This is a genomic window from Streptomyces sp. NPDC085932, assembly GCF_044540525.1.
In the GTDB taxonomy this organism is placed as follows: domain Bacteria; phylum Actinomycetota; class Actinomycetes; order Streptomycetales; family Streptomycetaceae; genus Streptomyces; species Streptomyces levis.
Genome location: NZ_JBITSJ010000001.1, coordinates 1,051,685 through 1,068,233, shown reverse-complemented (window position 1 = coordinate 1,068,233; position 16,549 = coordinate 1,051,685). Strand labels below are relative to the sequence as shown.

The following is a 16,549-nucleotide window of genomic DNA, read 5'->3' as shown; positions in this document are numbered from 1 at the left end:
TCCTCACACCCGGGCCGCGGCACCGAGCGCGTCCAGCACCGGACGGATCAGCGGGTGCTCCTCGGCTCCCCGGCGCACGGCGGCGAAGACCCGGCGGGTGGGCGCCGTGCCGTCGACCGGGCGGACGACCACGCCGGCCAGGTCCATGCCGCGCAGCGCCGACCGCGGCACCAGCGCCACCCCGGCGTCGGCCGAGGCGAGCGCCACGACCGCGCGGAAGTCGTCCGAGGAGTGCTCCATACGCGGCTGGAAACCGGCGTTCTCACAGGCCAGGACCACCACGTCGTGGCAGGGGTTGCCGGGGTACGGCCCGATCCAGGGGTCCTTGGCCAGTTCGGCGAGGGGCACCTCGGCCAGGTCGGCCAGCCGGTGGCGGACGGGCACGACCGCGTCGAACGGCTCGGCGTACAGCGGTACGTGGGTCAGCCGCGGGTCGTCGGCGGGCGGGGCGCCCCGGTACTCGACGGCGACGGCGACGTCGACCTGCCGGTCCAGCACCATCGGCAGGCTGGCGTCGCCCTCGGCGTCCTGGACACGGATGCGGATGCCGGGCGCCGACCCGGCGAGGTGGGCCACCGCGGGCGCCACGACCAGTGCGATCCCGGTGGCGAAGGAGGCGACCGTCACCGTGCCGGCCGCGCCCGAGCTGTAGGCGGCGAGCTCCGCCTCGGCCCGCTCCAGCTGGGCGAGGACCGCGTTGGTGTGGTTCAGCAGGATCTCGCCCGCCGGGGTCAGACGCACGCCCTTGGCGCCGCGCTCGACGAGCCGGTGGCCGGTCTCCTGCTCCAGCGCGGCGAGCTGCTGGGAGACGGCCGACGGAGTGAGGTACAGCGCGGCGGCAGCCGCCGTCACCGTACGGTGGTCGGCCACCGCACGGAGGATGTGGAGCCGCCGCGCCTCGATCATGCGACCGATTCTCTCAGGTCACCGGCGGTTCTCAGTCCTCCAGCTCCGCCCGGGCCGCGACGAAGGCGTCCACGGCGCGGTGCACGTCGTCCGTGGAGTGCGCGGCCGACAGCTGGACGCGGATGCGGGCCTGCCCCTGCGGCACGACCGGGTAGGAGAAGCCGATCACGTACACGCCGCGCTCCAGCAGGAGTTCGGCCATCCGGCCGGCCTGCGCCGCGTCGCCGATCATCACCGGGGCGATGGCGTGGTCGCCGGGCAGGACGTCGAAGCCCTCCTCGGTCATGCGGCCGCGGAACAGGGCCGTGTTCTCGGCGAGCCGGACGCGCAGGTCGTCGGCCGACTCCAGCAGGTCGAGGACCTTCAGGGAGGCCGCCGCGATCACCGGGGCCAGCGTGTTCGAGAACAGGTACGGGCGCGAGCGCTGCCGCAGCAGGGCGACGATCTCGGCGCGGGCGGCGACGTAGCCGCCGGAGGCGCCGCCGAGGGCCTTGCCGAGGGTGCCGGTGATGATGTCGACGCGGTCCATGACGCCGTGCAGCTCGGGGGTGCCGCGGCCGCCGGGGCCGACGAAGCCGACGGCGTGCGAGTCGTCGACCATGACCATCGCGTCGTAGCGGTCGGCGAGGTCGCAGATCTCGCGCAGCGGGGCGACGTAGCCGTCCATGGAGAAGACGCCGTCGGTGACGATCAGCTTGCGCCGGGCGTCCGAGGCGGCCTTGAGCTGCGCCTCCAGGTCGGCCATGTCGCGGTTGGCGTAGCGGAAGCGCTTGGCCTTGCTGAGGCGGATGCCGTCGATGATCGACGCGTGGTTGAGGGCGTCGGAGATCACCGCGTCCTCGGGGCCGAGCAGCGTCTCGAAGACCCCGCCGTTGGCGTCGAAGCAGGAGGAGTACAGGATCGTGTCCTCCTGGCCGAGGAACGCCGACAGCCGCGCCTCCAGTTCCTTGTGCACCTCCTGGGTGCCGCAGATGAAGCGCACGGATGCCATGCCGTAGCCCCACCGGTCCAGGGCCTCGTGGGCGGCGGCGATCACCTCGGGGTGGTCGGCGAGGCCGAGGTAGTTGTTGGCGCAGAAGTTCAGGACCTCGCCGGGGCGTCCGCCCGCGGTGACGTTCACGGTGGCGGACTGCGGGGTGCCGATGACGCGCTCGGGCTTGTGCAGCCCGGCGGCACGGATCTCGTCGAGGGTGGCGCGCAGGTCGTCACGCACGGAGTCGAACATTCGGAAGCTCTCCTAGAGGTGCTCGCGGGAGGGGGTCACACGGTGCGGGGGCGGCGGGTCACGTGGTCCAGTCGAGGATGACCTTGCCGCCGCGGCCGCTCGCCGCGTCCTCGAACGCCGCCTCGAAGTCGCGGTGGCCGTACCGGCCGGTGATCACCGGGGCGAGGTCGAGGCCGCCTTCCAGCAGGACCGACATGGCGTACCAGGTCTCGAACATCTCGCGGCCGTAGATGCCCTTGATGGTGATCATCGAGGTCACGATCCGCGCCCAGTCGACCGGGAACTCCTGCGCGGGCAGGCCCAGCATGGCGATGCGGCCGCCGTGGGTCATGTTGGCGATCATGTCCCGCATGGCCTCGGGGCGGCCGGACATCTCCAGGCCGATGTCGAAGCCCTCGCGCAGGCCGAGCGTGCGCTGGCCGTCGGCGATGGAGGCGCCCGCGACGTTGAGCGCGAGGCTGACGCCGATCTTGCGGGCCAGCTCCAGCCGCTCCTCGCTGACGTCGGTGATCACCACGTTGCGGGCGCCCGCGTGCTTGGCCACCGCGGCGGCCATCAGGCCGATGGGTCCGGCACCGGTGATCAGGACGTCCTCGCCGACGAGCGGGAAGGACAGCGCGGTGTGCACGGCGTTGCCGAACGGGTCGAAGATCGCGGCGACGTCGAGGTCGACGGGCACCCGGTGCACCCAGACGTTGCCGGCGGGCAGCGCCACGTACTCCGCGAACGCGCCGTCACGGCCCACGCCGAGTCCCACGGTGGCCCGGCAGAGGTGCCGGCGGCCCGCCTGGCAGTTGCGGCACTTGCCGCACACCAGGTGGCCCTCGCCGCTGACGCGGTCGCCGACGGAGACGTCGGTGACGTCGCGCCCGGTCTCCACGACCTCGCCGACGAACTCGTGTCCCACCACGAGCGGAGTGCTGATCGCCTGCCGGGCCCAGCCGTCCCAGGCCCTGATGTGCAGGTCCGTGCCGCAGATGCCGGTGCGCAGCACCTTGATCAGGACGTCCCCGGGGCCGATGGCCGGTTCCGGGACGTCCGCGAGCCACAGGCCGGGCTCCGCCTTCTGCTTGACCAGCGCCTTCACCGCTACGGCTCCTGGGGGTGAGTCCGGCTCCGGGCACGCCGAAGGAGCCCCTGGGCCGGGAGAGGAGTGGGATCGCACAGCAATCTGCCGTACGACGGCGCACCGGTCCATCGAGGATTTCTTAAGCGCCGCCTCAGCTTTCCTTCACGCCCCGGCCGGCACGGCGGCACCTCGTGGTGTCCCGGTCCCCGCGCGGTCTCCGGCCGTCTACCAGGGCAGCAGCCCGCCCGAGCTCTCCAGCTCTGCGACGAGCTCGGCGGCGTGCTCCTTGATGACCGTCAGGCCGGTCCTCCCCCACGGCCGCGGCCCGACGTCGGCGACGCTCACCGTGCCGAGCACCAGGCCCGTGCCGTCGATGAGGGGCGCCCCCAGGTAGGAGCGGATGCCGAACTCGTCGACCACCGGGTTGCCCGCGAAGCGGGGATAGTCGCCCACGTCCTCCAGGACCAGGGCCTTGCGGCGCGCCACCACATGGGGGCAGAAGCCGTGGTCCCGGGGCAGCGTGCGGCCCAGGCGCGGGCTGGTGCCGTCGCTGCGCACGACCGGCGCCACGGCCGGCACGCACAGACCCGCGTAGAACTGCCCCTGCTCGCCGGGGAAGTTGACCATGGCGTACGGCGCCCCGGTGAGCTGGGCGAGGCGCTGGGCGAAGGCGTCGAGGGCGGGTTCGGGGCGCTCCCCCAGGCCCATCCCGCGCAGTCGGCGAGCGCGGGCGGGGGCCTCCTTGTCCTCGGGTGTGAGCAGTAGACGACCGGCCGGGCGCGGCGGGTCGTAGCTCATGGGCGTGCTCCCGGAGTGTGGGCTGGTGTCATACGGCTCTCCCTGGCGGGTGTTGGGATGTCACATGTGGGCGCCGTACCCCGACGGGGTGGCCGGCGTATGGGCGATCAGGTGGCGCACCAGGGTCAGCAGGGTCTGGACCCCGGAGCTGGAGATCCGGGCGTCGCAGCACACCACGGGGACGTCGTCGGACAGGTCGAGGGCACCGCGCACCTCCTCGGGGTCGTAGCGGTAGGCGCCGTCGAACTCGTTGACGGCGACGATGAAGTCGAGGCCGCGCTGCTCGAAGAAGTCCACGGCCGCGAAACACTCCTGCAGACGGCGCGTGTCGGCGAGGATGACCGCCCCGAGCGCGCCCTCGCACAGTTCGTCCCACATGAACCAGAACCGCTCCTGGCCGGGGGTGCCGAAGAGGTACAGCACGTGTTCCGCGTCGAGCGTGATGCGGCCGAAGTCCATGGCCACGGTCGTCTCGACCTTGTTCTCGATGCCGTCGAGGTTGTCGGTCGCGGCGCTGACGGTGGTGAGCAGCTCCTCCGTGCTGAGCGGCGCGATCTCGCTGACCGCGCCGACGAAGGTCGTCTTGCCCACCCCGAATCCGCCCGCCACCAGGATCTTCAGCGCGGTCGGGAACGGGTCGGCGCCGCGGTCGGCGTAGTCAGAGCTGTCGTCGTAGTCCATCGAGCACTGCCTCCAGAAGAGCCCGGTCCGTCGGGTTGTGGTGGAACGCGGGGGGCTTGGTCGTCAACGCCCCGCAGTCGACGAGGTCCGCCAGCAGCACCTTGGTGACGGCCACCGGCAGTTTCAGATGGGCGGCGACCTCGGCGACCGCCACGGGCACGCGGCACCGTTCGAGCGCCTGCGCGTGTTCGGGGCCGAGATAGCCGAGGGGGGTCGCCCCGGTGGCCATCACCTGCGACATGAGGTCCAGCGCGACGGTGGGACGGGTGCGGCCGTTGCTGACCGTGAACGGCCGCACCAGCCGCCCGGCCGCGTCGTCGAGCCAAGGCCCGTCGCCGGCCGCCGTCACGCTCAAGCCCTCATCGCCGGGGATTCGACGGACTGCTGGCGGGGAGCGGTCACCAGGTAGGGCCGGACGCTCTTGACCAGCATGGCCATCTCGTAGCCGAGCACGGCCGCGTCGGCCTCGCGGCCGGCGAGCACGGCCAGGCAGGTGCCGGAGCCGGCGGTGGTGACGAACAGCAGGGTCGAGTCGAGCTCGACGACCACCTGCCGTACGTCGCCGCCGTCGCCGAAGCGGACACCGGCGCTGCGGCCGAGGGAGTACAGGCCGGAGGCCAGGGCGGCCATGTGGTCGGCGCTGTCCGGGTCGAGGCCGTGCACGGACTTCACGAGCCCGTCGCAGGACAGCAGCACCGCGGCACTCGTGTGCGGTACGCGCTGCACGAGGCCGCTCATCAGCCAGTCGAGATCGGATACGTGGGCGGTCGGCGCATCGCTCGCCATGGTGGATCGACTCCTTGGGGTACGAAGGTCTGCGGGAGCGCTGGGGGTGGGGGTGGGGACGGGGGTGGTCATCCCGCGGGTGCGCTCCCGTCGTGCCGGGTGGTGGTGCGGTCGGGACGGGACAGGTCCCGGTGGGCGGACGCCGTGGGTGCGGACGCCGTGTGGGCAGAGTTCATGGGGGCGGAATCCATGGGGGCGGAATCCATGGGGGCGGTGGAGTCCATGGGCGCGGACGACGCCGTGCGCGAGTAGTCGGTGAGTGCGGACGTCCTGTTCATCGGCTCCGGGTGGGCCCGCTCCCCGTGGCGCGGGTCCCTGGGCGCTGCCTCCCTGGGCGCTGCCTCCCTGGGCGCTGCCTCCATGGGCGCTGCCTCCATGGGCCCCGCCTCCACAGATGCCGCGTCCACTGGTGCCGCGTCCGTGGGCGCCGCTGTCTCCCTGCCCGCCCACTCCGTGGTCGCGGCCTCCATGTGCTGCTGGGCCTCGGCGAGGCTGATGCCACGCTGGAAGGCCGCCATCAGCCCGGGGTCGTGGCCGACGAGGACGTCGGAGTCCTGGCGCGGCACCGGGCCGTCCCGCAGCTGGGGCACGATGTGCTCCTGGGCACGGCGGCGGGGCAGTTGGGGCTTGCCCATGGTGCCGCGCACGGCGCCGTTGCGAGGGGTGGGCACCGCGGTCACGTTCTCCGCGAGGATGCGCCGGTCGTCGTCGCTGATGCCGGGCCGGGCCTCGGCCGGGGTGGGCCGTTCCCGGTGGGCGCCGCGCACGGGCAGCGGCGCGGGCCGGCCGGCGTCCCGGCCCGCGTCCGGGGCCGGTTCGGGCGCGTGATGCCTGCCGCGGGGCGCCGCGTGGACCCCGCTCGGGGCGGGGGGCGGCACGTCGGAGCCGGGCAGGCTGGACGACCGCGCACCGGTCACGCCCCCGGAACCGGCCCCGGAGCCGGAATCGACGCCGGACTCGGAGCCGCTTCTGGAGCCGCTCCCGGAGCCGGTCCCGGGGCCGGGCTGCGGAGCGAAGCCGGAGGCCTGCGAAGGGGCGGCCGGGAACCCGGGCACCGCGCCCTCGGCCGGAACCTGCCCCCCGAACGCGCCGGCGCCCCCGGCCGGAGACGTCCCGGCCTCCGCCCCCAGCAGCGCCTGCGGCACGACGAGCACCGCCTGCACTCCGCCGTAGATGTTGCTCTGCAGGCGGACTGTGATGCCGTGCCGCCGGGCCAGCTGCGAGACCACGAAGAGGCCGATGCGGCCGTCCGCGAGGAGCCGCGCGACGTTCACCTGGTCGGGGTCGGCGAGCAGCGCGTTCATCCGCGTCTGCTCCTCCAGCGGCATGCCGAGCCCGCGGTCCTCGACCTCGACGGCGAGCCCGGAGGTGACGAGGTTGGCACGCAGCAGCACCTGGGTGTGCGGGGCGGAGAACACCGTGGCGTTCTCCACGAGTTCGGCCAGCAGGTGGATGACGTCGGCGACGGCGTGACCGCGCAGGGTGCCGTCGATCGGCGGGACGAGTTTGACCCGCGAATACTGCTCGACCTCGGCGATGGCCGAGCGCAGCACCTCGGTCATGGAGACCGGGTTGCTCCACTGGCGGCGGGAGACGGCTCCCCCCAGCACGGCGAGGTTCTCGGCGTGGCGGCGGATGCGCGTGGCGAGGTGGTCGACGTGGAAGAGCCCCTTGAGCAGATCGGGGTCCTCCATCTCGTTCTCCAGCTCGTCGAGGATGGAGATCTCGCGGTGCACCAGCGACTGCAGGCGCCGGGCGAGGTTGACGAACACTTCGAGCTTCTGTTCGCTGCCCGCCTGGCTGGAGAGCTGCGAGGCCTGGACGACGGCGGTGACGGCACCGTCGTGGGCCCGGGCCAGGTCGCCCGCGAGGAGGTCGAAGTCGTCGGTGTCCTCGTCGGTGCCGCCGCGCCGGCTGTGCGGGCTGTGCGGGCTGTGCTGCGGAGGCCCGTCGCCCCGGCGCAGCGTCTCGACCAGGGTGCGCAGATCGGCCTCACGGCGTGCGGTGGCCCGGCGCAGCACGCCGATGCGGTCGTGCACGGAGCGGGCGGCGCGGCCCGCGGCCACGGCGGCGACGGCGATGCCCACGAACGTCACGAAGACGGCTCCGCCGAGCACGGCCCACAGGGTCGGTCCCGGCCAGGCTCCGGTGGACCGGACCGTGAACAGGACGGCGGCGCAGCCGCTCAGGGCGACGGCGACGGGCGGCAGCACGGCGAGTCGCAGCAGCTGGGGCCGTATGTGGGTCTCGGGCAGCGCGGGGGCGGTGCGGGCGGCGGGCCGCCCGTGCCGCGCGCCCTCGCGGCGGTCCGCTCGGGCGGCCGGGGCGCGGAGGTGAGACATCGGTGTCCTCGTACGGGTCCGTCGGGCCTGGGTGCCAGGGGGGCTGGTGGCGGTGCGGCCGGGCTCCCGCGGCCGCTTCCGCGCGCCCGGGGCCGCCCGCCCGGACTCCCCGCGCTGCCGCACGGCGTCGGTCCGGCCCGGAGCCGCGGACCGCCCGCCCCCCGACCGACCCGCTTCGGCGAACCGCCCGGCACCCGCACGACCCGAGTCGGCGGACCGCCCGCCACCCGCACGACCCGCGCCGACGGACCGCTCGACACCCGCACGCCCCGATCCGAACGGCCGCTCGGCACCCAGGCGCCCGGGGTCGGCGGACCGCCCGGCATCTGCGGGGCCCGGGCCGGTGGACCGCCCGGCACCGGCGGGACTCCGGTCGGCGGGCCGCTCGGTACCTGCACGGCCCGGATCAGCGGACCGCCCGGCACCCGCGGGGCCCCGGTCGGCAGGCCGCTCGGCGCCGGGGGTCGGGGCGGCGCCCGGGCCGGCCTCGGTGGTGCGCGGGCAGCGGGGATCGCCCTCGCGCCGCCTCCCTCGTCCGCCTTGCGCCTGCACCTACCGGCCCCCGCTCCCTGATCCGTCCTGCTTCCCGACGGCCACTGACAGTAGTCGTCAGCGCATCATGTGCGGTGGGCAGTTGACAAACTCATACGGTGAGCGTCCCGCTCTGGTATGAGGTCTCGTACGACAGACCGATAACCCCGCCAGCGAACCGAGCAGGAACGAGAAGGGATCGATCAGACCTGGTCAGGAGCGGGCACGCGCAGACGGCGAGGGCCGGGGAGCCTGTCGCTCCCCGGCCCTCGCCGTCGCTTCGCGCGCGCCCCGGGTCAGCCCGCGGGGAGCGCCTCGGGGTCCTCGGTGCCCTTGCCGGCACTCCCCCGACCATCACTCACCGTATCGGCCTGGGCCATGGCTGCCGCGTCGGAGGCGGACTTGACCGCGGCACCGCCGACGGCCTCGCCGACCGTGGAAGAACCCTCCGCGGAGCCCCGCGCCGAACCGCCCGCCGGCGCGAGCGCCACCCCACGCCACCACGGCTCGGACGGGATGGTTGCGGCCGTGGGCTCGAAGGGCTCGCCCGGTCGCGGCAGGGCGATCCGGGCGCCCACCGCACCGGCGGCCGAGCGGGTCCCCTCGCCCGGTTCCGCCCAGGGGTGGGTGGCCAGGTTGAAGGTGGCCCAGTGGATCGGCAGCATCGGGCCGCCCTCCGGTCCGCCCTGGAGGTCGAGGTGGGCGCGCATGCCCTCCTCGGGGGTCATGTGGATGTCGGGCCAGAAATCGGAGTACGCGCCGATCTGGATCATCGTGGCGTCGAACGGCCCGTGCTCGGCTCCGATCTCCTTGAAGCCCTCGAAGTAGCCGGTGTCCCCGCTGTGGTAGACCCGGTGCTCGTCGCCGGCGACGACCCAGGAGGCCCACAGCGTGTGCTGGGTGTTGCGCAGGCCCCGACCGCAGAAGTGCCGGGCCGGGGTCGCGGTCAGGGTGAGGCCGACGACCTTCGTCGCCTCGTGCCAGTCCAGCTCGCGCAGGCGGTCGGCGGAGACGCCCCAGCGCTCCAGGTGCGCCCCGACGCCCAGCGGCACGGCGAACAGCGTGTCCGTGCCGGCCAGGGCCTTGATGGTGGGCAGGTCGAGATGGTCGTAGTGGTCGTGCGAGATGACGACGACGTCCACCGGGCCGAGCGCGGCCAGCGGCACGGGCACCGGGTGCAGCCGCTTGGGGCCGGCGAAGGGGAACGGGGAGCAGCGCTCGCCCCACACCGGGTCGAACAGCACGCGCCGGCCGTCGATCTCCGCGAGCACGCTGGAGTGGCCCATCCACGTCAGCCGCAGGCCGGTGGCCGGGGGCCGGGAGAGGTCGGCGAGGGTGGTGGTGTGCAGCGGCACCGGGCCCTTCGGCGCGCGACGGGGCCGGGTGTCCTTGTCGAAGAAGACCTTCGCGAAGTCCAGGGTCGAGCCCGAGGGCCGGGTCCGCGCGGGACCGCCGGGGTTCTGGAAGACCCCGTCCTTGAAGTGGGGCGATCTGCGGATGCGCGCCATGCGCTCACCGCGCGGATCCGCGCCGAACGCCTCGGGCCGCAGCGCGCGGAGCCCGGAGCTGAGGGAACGGAAACCGGCCACGGTACCTCCTGGTGGAGTCGGTCAGGTTTTCCATTATGGTCCGCCCCTCCGGCACCACCGGGGCGCAGGGGCCCCTCCGGACGTCATACTGACCGATGATTCAGTAGCGCTGCGAAGGAGACCCCCCATGCCCGGCCCCCTGCTGTCCCTCACCTGGACCGACCACGTCACCGGCCGGCAGGGCTTCCTGGTCGTCGACCGGCTGGTGCGCGGTGTCGCCAGCGGCGGGCTGCGGATGCGCCCCGGCTGCACCCTGGACGAGGTCACGGGCCTGGCGCGCGGCATGACCCTGAAGGAGGCCCTGCACTACGACCCGGCCGGCCGCTACGTCCCGCTGGGCGGCGCCAAGGGCGGCATCGACTGCGATCCCCGGGCCCCGGAGGCGTATCCGCTGCTGGTGCGCTACCTGCGCGCGATGCGGCCGTACGTCGAGAGCGTCTGGACGACGGGCGAGGACCTCGGGCTCTCCCAGGACCTGGTGGACCGGGCCGCGGCCGAGGCGGGGCTGGTCTCCTCCATCCAGGCCGTGTACCCGCTGCTGGACGACGAGGCCGAGGCACGCCGCCGGCTGGCGCGGGCGTTCGCGGTCGAGGTGGACGGCATCGGACTCGACGAACTGGCCGGCGGCTGCGGCGTCGCCGAGGCGACCCTCACCGCGCTGGACCGGGCCGGTGTACCGCGCGCGGGCACCCGGGTCTCCCTCCAGGGGCTGGGCACCATGGGCGGCGCCACCGCGCGCTTCCTCGCGCGCGCGGGACTCAGGATCGTGGCGGTCGCCGACCTGAAGGGCACGATCGCCAACCCGGGCGGACTCGACGTCGAGGCGCTGCTCGCGGCGCGCGACGCCCACGGCACGGTGGACCGCTCCGCGCTGCGGCCCGGCGATCTGGAACTGCCGGGTGACGCCTGGCTGTCGGCCGACGCGGAGGTGCTGGTGCCGGCGGCGGTGTCGTACGCCGTCGACGCCGGCAACCAGCAGTACGTCACGGCCCGCTGGATCGTCGAGGCGGCCAACATGCCCGTCCGGCCGGAGGCGGAGCTGCTGCTGGCCCGGCGCGGGGTGACCGTATTGCCGGACGTGGTGGTCAACTCCGGGACGAACGCCTGGTGGTGGTGGACGCTGTTCGGCGACATCGGCCCCGACGCCGAGGAGGCGTTCGCCCATACGCGCCGCTCGATGCGGGCCCTGGTCGAGCGGATGCTCGGCCGCGCGCACGCCGAGGGGACGACACCGCGCGCGGCGGCCCACGCGATCGCCGCGGACCGGCTGCCGGTGATCGCCGAGCGGTACGGCTGCTACCGCTGAGGCAGGCCGGATCCGCACGTCGGGCGGACCGGGCGCGTGGGTAGGGTGACGGCGTGACGAGAGTCCGGTTGAGCGTGGCGGAACGGCGTGAGGAACTGCTGCGTGCCGCCGTGGAGCAGATCGAGGCCCGGGGCGTGGCCGCGGTCAGGATCGCCGACGTGGCCTCGGCGCTCGGCGTGAGCAACGCGCTGGTGCTCTACCACTTCGCGTCCAAGGAGCAGTTGGTGGCGGCGGCGTTCCGGTACGCGGCCGAGGCCGACCTGACGCATCTGCGCAAGCTGCTGGGCCGCCGTACGTCGGCGCTGCGGCGGCTGCGGTCGGCCGTGCGCTGGTACGCCCCGACCGGGCAGGCCAAGGGCTGGCGGCTGTGGATCGAGGGCTGGGCGGCGGCCCTGCGCGAGCCGGCGCTGCGGGAGGTCATGCAGGACCTCGACCGTCAGTGGAAGGCGGCTCTCGCGGAGGTCATCGCGGAGGGCGTGGCGGCGGGCGAGTTCCGCTGCCCGGATCCCCGGGCCTCGGCCCTGCGCCTCACCGCGTTCCTCGACGGCCTGGCCGTCCAGCTGACGTCCTACCCCGGCACGATGCCGAGAGCCCGGGCCCAGCAGTGGACGGAGGAGGGCCTGACCCGCGAACTGGGCCTGGACTCCCCCTCCTCACCCCCGCCGAGCGGCCCGGCATAGGCACCGGGGCCGCGCAGACCCGCCGCGCATCTCACGCCACGGCAGCGATCCGCATCCGGATGTCGTCCGGGGACAGCGCTCCCTTGGCCGTCACATGGTCACCGGAGGACTCCCCCCGCAACCGCCGTCCGATCCACGGCACCAGGAACTCCCGCGCCCAGTGCACATCGTCCCGCCGCACCTCCAGCGTCCCCCGCGGCGGCAGCGGCGGCCACGGCTGCTCCGGATCGGCCGGCACGTCGAGACCGAGCACCTGCCCCGCGCGCAGCGCCACCCGCGTGTGCCCCTCGGGCGACAGGTGCAGCCGGTCGGCGTCCCACGCCCGGCGGTCCTGCACACTGCGCAGCGACCACAGGTCGAGCACCGGGCAGCCGTACCGGTCGGCGATGGCCCGGACATGCCCGTTGTACGTGGCGATCTTGCCGCGCAGATGCTTGAGGACGGGCACGCGCCGGGTGTCGAACCCGGTGGTCACCATCACCGTGCCGGCCACCGCGGTGAGCCGCGCCAGCGCCCGCTCGAAGCGCTCGGCCACCTCGTCCGGGTCGGTGCCGGGCCGGATGATGTCGTTGCCCCCGGCGCAGAACGAGACGAGGTCCGGGGCCATCTCGACGGCCCGCGGAACCTGGTCCGCCACGATCTGGTCGAGGAGTTTCCCGCGCACGGCGAGGTTCGTGTACCGGAAGTCGCCTTCGGGCCGCAGGTCGGCGAGCAGGACGGCGAACCGGTCGGCCCAGCCGACGAACGCCCCGTCGGGGCCGGGATCACCGACGCCCTCGGTGAAGCTGTCCCCCACCGCCACGTACGACCCGATCACTGCTCTGCTGTCACTCTTCGAATCGTCTGCCACAGCCGCTCATGATTCACCTTCGAATGTGGCCTACGCGACCGTAGGCAAGGGTTGACGGGCGGTGAGATAAGCCACTCCTAAAGTGTTCGCCAACTCCGGAACAGCCGGTCCGTCACGGGCGTTCTCTGGTGAACGCCGGTTCCGGCGAGCCGCTTGATCCGGGAACCACCGAAGGCCGGACCCGGGGATCGGGGTCCGGCCTTCGGTCGTGTGTCAGGCAGGTGGTCGCGCGGACGGTCAGCCGACGGAGACGCCGTGCGAGCGCAGGAAGGCGACCGGGTCCACGTCCGAGCCGTAGCCCGGCGCGGTGCGGATCTCGAAGTGCAGGTGCGGTCCGGTGACGTTGCCGGTGGCGCCGGACAGGCCGACCTGCTGTCCGGCGGACACGGTCTGGCCGGCCGTGACGGAGAGCTGGGACAGGTGGGCGTACTGGGCGTAGTGGCCGTCGTTCAGCTTGATGACGACCTGGTTGCCGTACGCGCCGCCCCAGCCGGCGGAGACGACGGTGCCCGCGCCGACGGCCTTCAGGGAGGTGCCGGTCGGGACGACGAAGTCGACGCCGGTGTGGTAGCCGCTGGACCACATGCTGCCGGACATGCGGTACGGGGTGCCGACGGTGGCACCGTCCACCGGGGAGCTGTAGCCACTGGCGTTGCTCTGGGCGGCCGGCTTGGCGGCGGCCGGCTTCGCGGGGGCCTCGGCCTCGGCGGACGAGCCGGAGGAGGACTTCGTGGTCTCGGTGGACCCGGCGGGCTTCTCCGCGGGCTTCTCGGCCGGGGCCTTCGGCGCGGACGGCGCCTCGGACGGGCTCGCCACGGCCTTCTTGCCGAGGGAGAGCTTCAGGCCCGGGTGGATCAGCGACGGGTCGTCGCCGACGGCGTCACGGTTGTCCGAGTAGAGCTTCTTCCAGCCGCCGCTGACGTTCTGGTCGTCCGCGATCTTCGCGAGATAGTCGCCGGCCCTCACCGTGTAGGTGCGCGCTCCGGTGGCCTTTTCCGCGGCCTTCTTCCCGGCGGCCGGGGCGGCCTGGACGGCCTTTTCCGGAGCCGACTGCGGAGTGGCGGCGTGGGCGCCGGCGGCCCCCATGAGGGGAAGGGCGAGAGCCGCTCCGCCGGTTCCGGCGACGGCAATGGAGCGGGTGAAACGCTGGGTCTTGGGGCGGCGGTGCTTACCCTTCGCGGGCATGGCGAATTCCTCTCCGTCGCCTGCGAGGTGAGCTGTCGGGTGCGGGCTGGAGCTGCCCGGCCGCGCCGAGGCGCGGCTTAACCCCAAGCCGTTCCGGGAACCGGAACAGGCGTCTTACCTGTGGGTCCCCCGCTCCTGCCGTACGTCGGGTCAGTGTGTGCGGGCTCCGGGCGGCGGCAGGATTAGGCGTCCGTCCGGATTGGTGTGGAACGTAAGCGACCAAGACGCAACGGGACAAGCTTGCGGTTGCCCGCAGGGGCGTTTTCCTTGACGCGTCGGCAGATTTGCCGTCACCGAGCGTGGATTACGGATCTCTCACTTTCCGCAATTACCCTGATTGGCGCCCGAATTACGTGCACATGGCAACAACGCATCGTCACGGATATGACGATGGTCACGCACTCGGGCCCCATCTCCTCTGCGACCGGGGCACGTTATGGCGAAGCGACCGAAGCGCCTTATTCGGACAAGAATGACTACTTCCGCTTAAGCCGGACCACGGTCGCGTCCAGATCCCCGCCCAGACCGATCCGCAGTCCGTGATGCCGCAGGACGGCCCCCCGGTACAGTTCGCCCGTTTCGAGGCATTCATACGTCGCTGCCGGGTCGACGCCGCGCAGCCGGAGCGCCGGCACGGGCTCGCCGTAGCGCTGCGCCTGGAGCCAGGCGAGGACGACGGTCTCGTCGCCGAGGACGTACTGCACGGCGCTCAGGCCGCCCTCCGGGGGCCGCAGCCGGTAGAGGTCACCGCGCTGCACCACCGGGCGGATCTCCTTGTAGCGCCCCACCCACTCCCGCGCCTCGGCGAGTTCCTCCGGCGTCCACTTCGTGAGGTCGCCGCCCACGCCGAGGACCCCGGCCATGGCACTCACGAACCGGAACCGGAGGGAACTGGCCCGGTGGTTGAGCATGGCGTTCGGACTGTCGGTGACCCAGGCGGCCATCACGCGCGCGGGGTGGATCTGACTGAAGCCGTGCTGCACGGCGAGCCGGTCGAGCGGATCGGTGTTGTCCGAGGTCCACACCTGGTCCGTGCGGCTGAGCACGCCGAGGTCGATCCGGCCGCCGCCGCCCGAGCAGGACTCGAAGGCCACGCCCGGGTGGGCGGCGCGCAGCCGGTCCAGCAGGGCGTACAGGGCGCGGATGTGGTCGACCCACAGGCGCTGCGGGTAGGGGTCCCCGGGCCAGCCGGCGTCGGTGAAGCAGCGGTTGAAGTCCCACTTGACGTAGTCGATCGGGGCGCTGGAGAGGAGCCCGTCGAGCCGCTCCCACAGGTACTCCTGGACGTCCTCCCGGGCCAGGTTCAGTACGAGCTGATTGCGGAATTCCGTCCGCTTTCGTCCGGTTTGGTACTGCACCCAGTCCGGGTGGGTGCGGTAGAGGTCGCTGTCCGGGTTCACCATCTCGGGCTCGACCCAGATGCCGAACTGCATGCCGAGGCCGTGCACATGGTCGGCGAGCGGCTTCAGCCCGCCGGGGAAGCGGTCGGGGTTGGGCGTCCAGTCGCCGAGCCCCGCCCGGTCGCTGGTGCGCCTCCCGAACCAGCCGTCGTCGACCACGAACAGCTCGACCCCCATGGCCGCGGCCCGCTCGGCGAGCGCCCGCTGCTGCTCCTCGGAGATGTCGAACTCGGTGGCCTCCCAGGAGTTGAACAGCACCGGCCGGTCCCGGCCGGCGTCCGGGATCACGTGCGCCCGCTGGTAGGCGTGCCAGGCGCGGCTCGCGCCGCCGAAGCCGCCGTCGCTCCAGAGCCCGGCGAAGAGGGGTGTCGTGTACGACTCCCCCGCGCCCAGGGTCAGCAGGCCCGAGTCGTCGTGGCCGGCGCCGCCGGTGATCTGCACGCGCCCGTCCGGCAGCTGCGCCACGGAGATCCGCCAGGAGCCCGACCAGCCCAGCGCGCAGCCGTAGACCTCGCCGTGCTCCTCCGTCGCGTCGGTGTCGAGGGCGACCCAGGGCAGGTGCTGGTGGCCGGTGTGGCCGCGCCGGCTGCCGATCACCTTCTCGCCGGGGGTGAGCCCGGAGCGCACCAGCCGGGACTCGGCGCCCCAGCGGCCGTGCAGCTGGGACAGCCGCCAGGCGTCCCGGTCGGGCAGGGTCCAGGTGGCGGAGTCGGCGCGCAGCACCTCGACCTCGGGCCCGCGGTTGTCGAGGGTCGCCCAGCGCTCGACGACGTCGGAGTCGGGGTGCATCCGGTAGTGCAGGGTGACGGTCAGGCCGCCGTCCCGGAAGCGCAGGCGCAGTTCGCCGTCCCGCGCCTCGTGCCCCTCGTAGGCCCACTCGGTGCCGCGCCGCTCGGCGGTGCGCAGGGACAGGGCCGGGCGCACGAACCGGGGACCGCCCTCGACGGGATACTCCTCGCGGCCGTCGAGCGGGGACTCGAAGGGCCAGTACTCCGGCAGCGGGCGGACGGCGAGGGCCTCGGCGTCGGCGAGGGCGATCCTGGGGCCCCAGTGCAGGTGCAGCAGTTCGTCCCGCTCGGTGACGTGCACGGCGTAGCTGCCGGCCGGCCCGGAGAGCACCCAGGTACGACCGTCTTCGGAGATGTCCAGCATCGAGCCCTCACAGATTCGAACAAGCACGAGCAGGTGCGATCATTCGGCA

General features: G+C 73.3%; 14 protein-coding genes and 1 riboswitch. Of the genes, 2 read left to right on the top strand and 12 right to left on the bottom strand.

Annotation, left to right across the window (positions count from 1 at the left end):
* Positions 1-3: 3 nt before the first annotated feature.
* The 9 genes from ACIGAQ_RS04285 to ACIGAQ_RS04245 all read right to left on the bottom strand — a co-directional run bounded on the left by ACIGAQ_RS04285 (position 4) and on the right by ACIGAQ_RS04245 (position 9,927).
* Entirely contained in the window at positions 4-906 is a 903-nt protein-coding gene (locus ACIGAQ_RS04285) for a LysR family transcriptional regulator (protein WP_399779016.1), read from the bottom strand.
* Between the two features lie 31 nt (positions 907-937).
* Positions 938-2,131 (bottom strand): glycine C-acetyltransferase, encoded by a 1,194-nt coding sequence (locus ACIGAQ_RS04280; protein ID WP_399779014.1) that lies wholly within the window; start codon positions 2,129-2,131, stop codon positions 938-940.
* A gap of 58 nt (positions 2,132-2,189) precedes the next feature.
* Positions 2,190-3,218 (bottom strand): L-threonine 3-dehydrogenase, encoded by a 1,029-nt coding sequence (gene tdh, locus ACIGAQ_RS04275; RefSeq protein WP_362282855.1) that lies wholly within the window; start codon positions 3,216-3,218, stop codon positions 2,190-2,192.
* A 207-nt stretch (positions 3,219-3,425) separates the two neighbouring features.
* A complete protein-coding gene (locus ACIGAQ_RS04270) occupies positions 3,426-3,998 on the bottom strand; it encodes a GAF domain-containing protein (protein WP_362282857.1) in 573 nt (190 codons plus the stop codon).
* Between the two features lie 60 nt (positions 3,999-4,058).
* Positions 4,059-4,679, bottom strand: a complete 621-nt coding sequence (locus ACIGAQ_RS04265; protein WP_362282859.1) for an ATP/GTP-binding protein — start codon at positions 4,677-4,679, stop codon at positions 4,059-4,061.
* Positions 4,657-5,028: a DUF742 domain-containing protein gene (locus tag ACIGAQ_RS04260; RefSeq protein ID WP_309093447.1), complete on the bottom strand. Its 372-nt coding sequence runs from the start codon at positions 5,026-5,028 to the stop codon at positions 4,657-4,659. Before ACIGAQ_RS04260 ends, ACIGAQ_RS04265 begins: the two co-directional genes overlap by 23 nt.
* A gap of 2 nt (positions 5,029-5,030) precedes the next feature.
* Positions 5,031-5,465: a roadblock/LC7 domain-containing protein gene (locus tag ACIGAQ_RS04255; RefSeq protein ID WP_094055233.1), complete on the bottom strand. Its 435-nt coding sequence runs from the start codon at positions 5,463-5,465 to the stop codon at positions 5,031-5,033.
* Positions 5,466-5,533: 68 nt separating this feature from the next.
* A complete protein-coding gene (locus tag ACIGAQ_RS04250) occupies positions 5,534-7,807 on the bottom strand; it encodes an ATP-binding protein (RefSeq protein WP_399779011.1) in 2,274 nt (757 codons plus the stop codon).
* An 827-nt stretch (positions 7,808-8,634) separates the two neighbouring features.
* Entirely contained in the window at positions 8,635-9,927 is a 1,293-nt protein-coding gene (locus tag ACIGAQ_RS04245) for an MBL fold metallo-hydrolase (protein ID WP_399779009.1), read from the bottom strand.
* Positions 9,928-10,054: 127 nt separating this feature from the next.
* On the opposite strand from ACIGAQ_RS04245, the gene ACIGAQ_RS04240 reads away from it, so the two are divergent.
* Together ACIGAQ_RS04240 and ACIGAQ_RS04235 are read left to right on the top strand one after the other, a co-directional pair.
* Positions 10,055-11,233, top strand: coding sequence for a Glu/Leu/Phe/Val dehydrogenase dimerization domain-containing protein (locus tag ACIGAQ_RS04240; protein WP_399779007.1), 1,179 nt, complete (start codon positions 10,055-10,057; stop codon positions 11,231-11,233).
* A gap of 53 nt (positions 11,234-11,286) precedes the next feature.
* Positions 11,287-11,913: a TetR/AcrR family transcriptional regulator gene (locus ACIGAQ_RS04235; protein WP_399779006.1), complete on the top strand. Its 627-nt coding sequence runs from the start codon at positions 11,287-11,289 to the stop codon at positions 11,911-11,913.
* 31 nt (positions 11,914-11,944) lie between these two features.
* On the opposite strand, the gene ACIGAQ_RS04230 is transcribed toward ACIGAQ_RS04235, so the two are convergent.
* From ACIGAQ_RS04230 to ACIGAQ_RS04220, 3 genes are all read right to left on the bottom strand, one after another.
* Positions 11,945-12,730, bottom strand: coding sequence for an SGNH/GDSL hydrolase family protein (locus tag ACIGAQ_RS04230; protein ID WP_311687240.1), 786 nt, complete (start codon positions 12,728-12,730; stop codon positions 11,945-11,947).
* Between the two features lie 270 nt (positions 12,731-13,000).
* The gene (locus tag ACIGAQ_RS04225) at positions 13,001-13,948 is read right to left on the bottom strand and encodes a peptidoglycan DD-metalloendopeptidase family protein (protein WP_362282875.1); all 948 of its coding nucleotides are present in this window, start codon (positions 13,946-13,948) and stop codon (positions 13,001-13,003) included.
* Between the two features lie 4 nt (positions 13,949-13,952).
* Positions 13,953-14,114: riboswitch (cyclic di-AMP (ydaO/yuaA leader) on the bottom strand.
* 310 nt (positions 14,115-14,424) lie between these two features.
* Entirely contained in the window at positions 14,425-16,500 is a 2,076-nt protein-coding gene (locus ACIGAQ_RS04220; RefSeq protein WP_399780662.1) for an alpha-galactosidase, read from the bottom strand.
* Positions 16,501-16,549 lie beyond the last annotated feature (49 nt).

Coding starts and splice junctions, on each gene's coding strand:
- ACIGAQ_RS04285 (WP_399779016.1), bottom strand. CDS start 906: ATGATCGAGGCGCGGCGGCTCCACATCCTCCGTGCGGTGGCCGACCAC.
- ACIGAQ_RS04280 (WP_399779014.1), bottom strand. CDS start 2,131: ATGTTCGACTCCGTGCGTGACGACCTGCGCGCCACCCTCGACGAGATC.
- ACIGAQ_RS04270 (WP_362282857.1), bottom strand. CDS start 3,998: ATGAGCTACGACCCGCCGCGCCCGGCCGGTCGTCTACTGCTCACACCC.
- ACIGAQ_RS04265 (WP_362282859.1), bottom strand. CDS start 4,679: ATGGACTACGACGACAGCTCTGACTACGCCGACCGCGGCGCCGACCCG.
- ACIGAQ_RS04255 (WP_094055233.1), bottom strand. CDS start 5,465: ATGGCGAGCGATGCGCCGACCGCCCACGTATCCGATCTCGACTGGCTG.
- ACIGAQ_RS04250 (WP_399779011.1), bottom strand. CDS start 7,807: ATGTCTCACCTCCGCGCCCCGGCCGCCCGAGCGGACCGCCGCGAGGGC.
- ACIGAQ_RS04240 (WP_399779007.1), top strand. CDS start 10,055: ATGCCCGGCCCCCTGCTGTCCCTCACCTGGACCGACCACGTCACCGGC.
- ACIGAQ_RS04225 (WP_362282875.1), bottom strand. CDS start 13,948: ATGCCCGCGAAGGGTAAGCACCGCCGCCCCAAGACCCAGCGTTTCACC.
- ACIGAQ_RS04220 (WP_399780662.1), bottom strand. CDS start 16,500: ATGCTGGACATCTCCGAAGACGGTCGTACCTGGGTGCTCTCCGGGCCG.